Raw genomic sequence first — 4,688 nt, 5'->3', positions numbered from 1 at the left:
GCCCGCGCGCTCGGCTACGCGCCGGAGGACGACTCGGAGGTGTACGCGGAGAAGCTGATCGCCGCTCAGGGCCTGCCCCCGGAGGGCAGCCCGGACGACCTCTACCTGGGCGGCGGTTTCACCGCCGAGGCCCCCCGCTGGCCGCACCCGGCCCCCTGACGGGAAGCCCCGCGCGCACCGCCCCCCTCACCCGCGTGACCGGCGCCGCCGCGGGGACGGAGCGGACGTCCGCGGGCCCGGCCGGTGATACGGGGGATCCGGCCGGGCCCGGTTCGACGGCGCGCGCTGGCAGCGCCGGACGCGACCACCGTAGGCGGCCGCCAAGATCACCGCGAGCCGCGGAACGCGGCCTCTGTCCGGAATGCGCGACCGGCAGGAGCGCGGGATCGCACGGGGGCGCGCGGAAGGCCCCCGGAAGATCCCCGGAAGATCCGCAGGAGCTCCACGGAAGGCCCCGGGAGCCCCCGGGGGGCGGGCTCAGGGCGCGGTGCGCAGGGTCCGGGACGGCGACTCGCCGAACCTCTCCCGGTAGCGGGCGGCGAAACGGCCCTGGTGGGCGAAGCCCCAGCGCCAGGCGACCTCGCTCACGCTCACCTGGTCCGGCTCGGCCGCCCGCAGCTCCTCCCGCACCCGGTCGAGCCGGACCTCCCGGACGTACGCCATCGGCGACATGCCGACGTACTCGCGGAAGGACTCCTGGAGCCGGCGCACGCTCACCCGCGCGTGGGCGGCGAGTTCGGAGGTGGTGAAGGGGTGCTCGGGGCGCTCCCGCACCGCGTCCATGGCCCGCTTCACCGGCGCCGGGCGGCGCGGACCGCCCGGGTGGGCGAGCTCGTCCCGCCAGGGGTGCTCGGCCGCCAGCAGCAGGCCGTTGAGCAGCGCCTCCTGCAAGGGGCGGGCGACCAGTTCGTGGTGGGCGAGGCCGTCGCCGGCGAGCGCCTCCGCGGCGACCCGGCGGGCGAACCGCACCCAGCTGAGGCCGGGGCCGCGCGAGATGTCGAGGCGGGGCCGGAAGGCGAGGCCGCCGTGCGGCGGGCGGCCCAGGAGGCTCTCCAGGCGGTCGCGCAGCTCGTCGGCGCCGACCTTGACCGAGAGGATCCGCCCGTCGCCGCTCCAGCGGTCGAGGAAGGTGTCCCCGGCCGGGTCGAGGAGCAGCGCCTCGCGCGCGGAGGCGTACACGGTGGGGCCGCGGCCCTGGCGCATCTCCATGGTGCCGCTGAGCGGGGCGTTGAGGTGGTACGCGCCCAGCTCGCCGAAGCTCATCCGGACGTCGGCCCCGCAGCTGAGGTCGCCGATGACCAGCGGTCCGAGCTCGACGATGTCGAACCGGGCCGCGAAGGTCCGGTGCGGGTCGACGACGTCCATCCGGCTCGCGTAGTAGCGCGCGTCGAGTTCCTCGCGCGCCTCGTCGACGTCCCCGGTCGTAAAAGAGCTCCCACCCACAGCACCCACGGTGCGAAAGATAATTCATATGACGGACCCGTCCGGAACGGGCAGGATGCCCCGCATGCCACGCCCCCAGGGATTCGCGTACGAAGAGCGCAAGGACGGTTCCGTCGTCCTCACCCACCACGGCCGCCCCGCCGGCGTGCTGCGCGGCGCCCGGGCCGCGAAGTTCCTGGCGGAGGCCGCGTCCTGCGACGTCCAGCTGCTGATGGCCCGCTGGACGGGGTCGTACCGCTTCGGCAACGAGCGGCAGGCGCGGAACCACCCCCGTCACCGGGGTGGCGCAACCCGCCGAGGGTAAGGGAACGGCAAAGCGGCCCGGATCGTTGAGCCTGGCATGACCGCAATGACCCCCGGCTCGAACCTCCCGCTCACCGCCGCCCGCGTGGCGGTGGACGTCGCCGCCCCCGTGCGGCTCGACGTCTCGGGCCTGCTGCTCGGCGCCAACGGCAAGGTGCGCTCGGACGACGACTTCATCTTCTACAACCAGCCCGCGGGCCCCGGCGTCACCTACCGCTCCGGCGGCGGCGCCGCGCCCGACGCGATCCTGGTGGACACCGGCGGCCTGCCCGCCGGCATCGAGAGGATCGTGGTCACGGCCAGTCCGGACGCCGCAGGCCAGACCTTCCAGGGCATCGAGCCCACCGCGACCGTCCGCGACGCCGACAGCGGCGCGGTCATCGCCACCTTCACCCCGCCGCAGCTAGCCACCGAGACGGCCCTGGTGGTCGTCGAGATCTACCTGCGCAACGGCGCGTGGAAGGTCCGCGCCGTCGGCCAGGGATACGCGAACGGCCTGGCCGGCATCGCCACCGACTTCGGCGTCTCCGTGGACGAGGAGCCGGCCGCCGCCGCTCCCCAGGCCGCGCCGCCCGCCCCGCCGATGCCGGCCTCGCCGCCCACGCTGGTGACGCCGCCCGGCCCGAACGACCCCCGGTTCGCCTTCGGCACCCCTGCCCCCGCCGCCGCCCCCGTGCCGCCCGCACCCGCGGCCCCGGCCCCGGCTCCCACGGGCAAGATCAACCTGGACAAGGGCCGGGTCAGCCTCCAGAAGAACCAGACGGTGTCGCTGGTCAAGGGCGGCCGTCCGCTGCTCTCCCAGGTGAAGATGGGCCTCGGCTGGGAGCCCGCGTACCGGGGCAAGGACATCGACCTGGACGCCTCGGTCATCGCGTACGGCCCCCAGCGCAACCACCTGGACAGCTGCTACTTCGGCAAGCTGACCATCCTCGGCGGGGCGGTCCGGCACTCGGGCGACAACCTCACCGGCGAGGGCGCGGGCGACGACGAGGTCATCACCGTCGACCTCGGCCGGCTGCCGGCCGACGCCACCGGCCTGGTCTTCACCGTGAACTCCTTCTCCGGGCAGAAGTTCACCGAGGTCGCCAAGGCGTACTGCCGGCTGATGGACGCGGCGACCGGCGAGGAGCTGGTCCGCTTCGACCTGACCACCGCCGAGCCGCAGACCGGCGTGATGATGGCCAAGCTCATCAAGCAGTTCTCCGGCGAGTGGGAGATGACCGCGATGGGCGAGTTCGTGAAGTCCCGGACGGTCCGGGGCATGGTGAAGCTGGCCGCCCAGGCGCTCTGAGCGGCCGGCCCCGCGCGTTCCCGGAGGACTACGAGAACAGCGCGCTGTAGGCGTTGAGGGCGGGCTGGCCGCCGAGGTGGGCGTAGAGCACGGTCGAGTCCCGGCCGATCTCGCCCCGGTCCACCAGGTCGATCAGCCCGGCCATCGACTTCCCCTCGTAGACGGGGTCGGTGACCATGCCCTCGGTGCGGGCGGCGAGCCGCATCGCGTCGAGGGTGGCCTCGTCCGGGACGCCGTAGACGCCGGCGTGGTAGCGCTCGTCCAGCTCCACGTCGGCGCCGGTGAGTTCGCGCTCGACGCCGATGAGGGCGGCGGTGTCCCGGGCGATCCGGGTGATCTGGTCGTGGGTCTCGGCGGGCTTCGCGGAGGCGTCGATCCCGATGATCCGGCGCGGCCGGCCGCCCTCCTCGGCGAGCGCGGCGAAGCCGGCGACCATGCCGGCCTGGGTGGAGCCGGTCACCGAGCAGACCACCACCGTGTCGAAGAAGACGCCGAGCTCCCGCTCCTGTTCGGCCACCTCGTGGGCCCAGTTGGCGAAGCCGAGGCCGCCGAGCGGGTGGTCGGAGGCGCCGGCCGGGATCGCGTACGGCTTCCCGCCGCCCTCCTCGACCTCGCGCAGCGCCTGCTCCCAGCTCTCCTTGAAGCCGATCCCGAAGCCGGCCCGCACCAGCCGCACGTCGGCGCCGGCGAGCCGGCTGATGAGGATGTTGCCGACCTTGTCGTAGACGGCGTCGGGCCACTCGACCCAGCTCTCCTGCACCAGCACGCACTTCAGCCCGGCGCGGGCGGCGACGGCGGCCACCTGGCGGGTGTGGTTGGACTGCACCCCGCCGATGGAGACGAGGGTGTCACAGCCCCGCGCGAGGGCGTCGGCGACCAGGTACTCCAGCTTGCGGGTCTTGTTCCCGCCGTACGCGACGCCGGAGTTGCAGTCCTCGCGCTTGGCCCACAGGGCCGCGCCGCCGAGGTGGTGCCCGAGCCGTTCGAGGGGGTGGACCGGCGAGGGCCCGAAGAGGAGCGGATAGCGGTCGAAGTCGTCGATCGGCACGGGCGGCTCTCCCTGGGGTGGGGCGGACGGGGGGTACGGCTCCGGGGTCAGGGCGCCGGGGGCGCGGGGATGCCCGTGACCTCGGCGACCTCGGTGGCGTCGTCGGCGAGCTGCTCCAGGGCGGCCCAGATCTCGCTGGTGATCCGGACGGCCTCCTCCGCGTCCCCGGCGGCGCAGGCGTCGATGAGGCGGGCGTGGAGCTCGGCGGAGCCGCAGCTGCCGGCGTCCCCGAAGAGCCGGCGCTCGACGCGGCGGATCAGCGGGGTGTAGCGGTCGATGGTGGCGGCGGCCGCGTGGTTGCCGCTGGCGCCGACGAGGACCTGGTGCAGCTCGTCGTCGGCGGCGAGGGCCGCCTCGACGTCGGAGGCGCGGACGGCGGCGGCGAAGCGCTCGTTGGCCTCGCGCATGGTGCGGATCGCCTCGGGGCCGAGCAGCGGCACGGCGGTGCGGGCGGCGAGTTCGTGCATCACCCGCACCACGGAGGCGGCGTCGCGGACGATCCGGGTGACCGGACGGGTGACCCGGGTGTAGCTCTGCGGCTTGGTCTCGACGAGGCCCTCGACGGTGAGCCGGGCCAGGGCGTCGCGGACGGGCGCGCGGGAG

At 74.6% G+C, this 4,688-nt stretch carries 5 protein-coding genes and 1 pseudogene; 3 read left to right on the top strand and 3 right to left on the bottom strand.

Annotation, left to right across the window (positions count from 1 at the left end; all coding sequences use genetic code 11):
* Positions 1-159 (top strand): annotated as a pseudogene (locus tag AB0E83_RS35165) (NAD(P)-dependent oxidoreductase); the annotation flags it as partial.
* A gap of 318 nt (positions 160-477) precedes the next feature.
* Here the strand turns inward: AB0E83_RS35165 and AB0E83_RS35160 are convergent.
* A complete protein-coding gene (locus AB0E83_RS35160) occupies positions 478-1,452 on the bottom strand; it encodes an AraC family transcriptional regulator (protein ID WP_362120846.1) in 975 nt (324 codons plus the stop codon).
* A 55-nt stretch (positions 1,453-1,507) separates the two neighbouring features.
* Between AB0E83_RS35160 and AB0E83_RS35155 the strand changes: the two genes are divergently transcribed.
* Both AB0E83_RS35155 and AB0E83_RS35150 read left to right on the top strand, forming a co-directional pair.
* Positions 1,508-1,747, top strand: coding sequence for a hypothetical protein (locus AB0E83_RS35155; RefSeq protein ID WP_362120844.1), 240 nt, complete (start codon positions 1,508-1,510; stop codon positions 1,745-1,747).
* Positions 1,748-1,792: 45 nt separating this feature from the next.
* Complete coding sequence (locus AB0E83_RS35150) at positions 1,793-3,037, top strand: TerD family protein (protein WP_362120848.1); 1,245 nt, start codon at positions 1,793-1,795, stop codon at positions 3,035-3,037.
* Between the two features lie 28 nt (positions 3,038-3,065).
* Here AB0E83_RS35150 and AB0E83_RS35145 read toward each other — a convergent pair whose 3' ends face one another.
* A complete protein-coding gene (locus tag AB0E83_RS35145; protein WP_362120842.1) occupies positions 3,066-4,085 on the bottom strand; it encodes a 1-aminocyclopropane-1-carboxylate deaminase in 1,020 nt (339 codons plus the stop codon).
* 47 nt (positions 4,086-4,132) lie between these two features.
* Positions 4,133-4,688: GntR family transcriptional regulator (locus AB0E83_RS35140; protein WP_362120840.1), on the bottom strand; the 556-nt coding region annotated here is incomplete at its 5' end.

Source organism: Streptomyces sp. NPDC035033 (assembly GCF_040636735.1).
Classification (GTDB): domain Bacteria; phylum Actinomycetota; class Actinomycetes; order Streptomycetales; family Streptomycetaceae; genus Streptomyces.
This window is presented reverse-complemented; position numbering and strand designations above follow the sequence as displayed.

What these genes read in the sequence shown, in the direction of transcription:
- AB0E83_RS35155 (WP_362120844.1), top strand. Translation starts at nt 1,508, where the DNA reads ATGCCACGCCCCCAGGGATTCGCGTACGAAGAGCGCAAGGACGGTTCC.
- AB0E83_RS35150 (WP_362120848.1), top strand. Translation starts at nt 1,793, where the DNA reads ATGACCCCCGGCTCGAACCTCCCGCTCACCGCCGCCCGCGTGGCGGTG.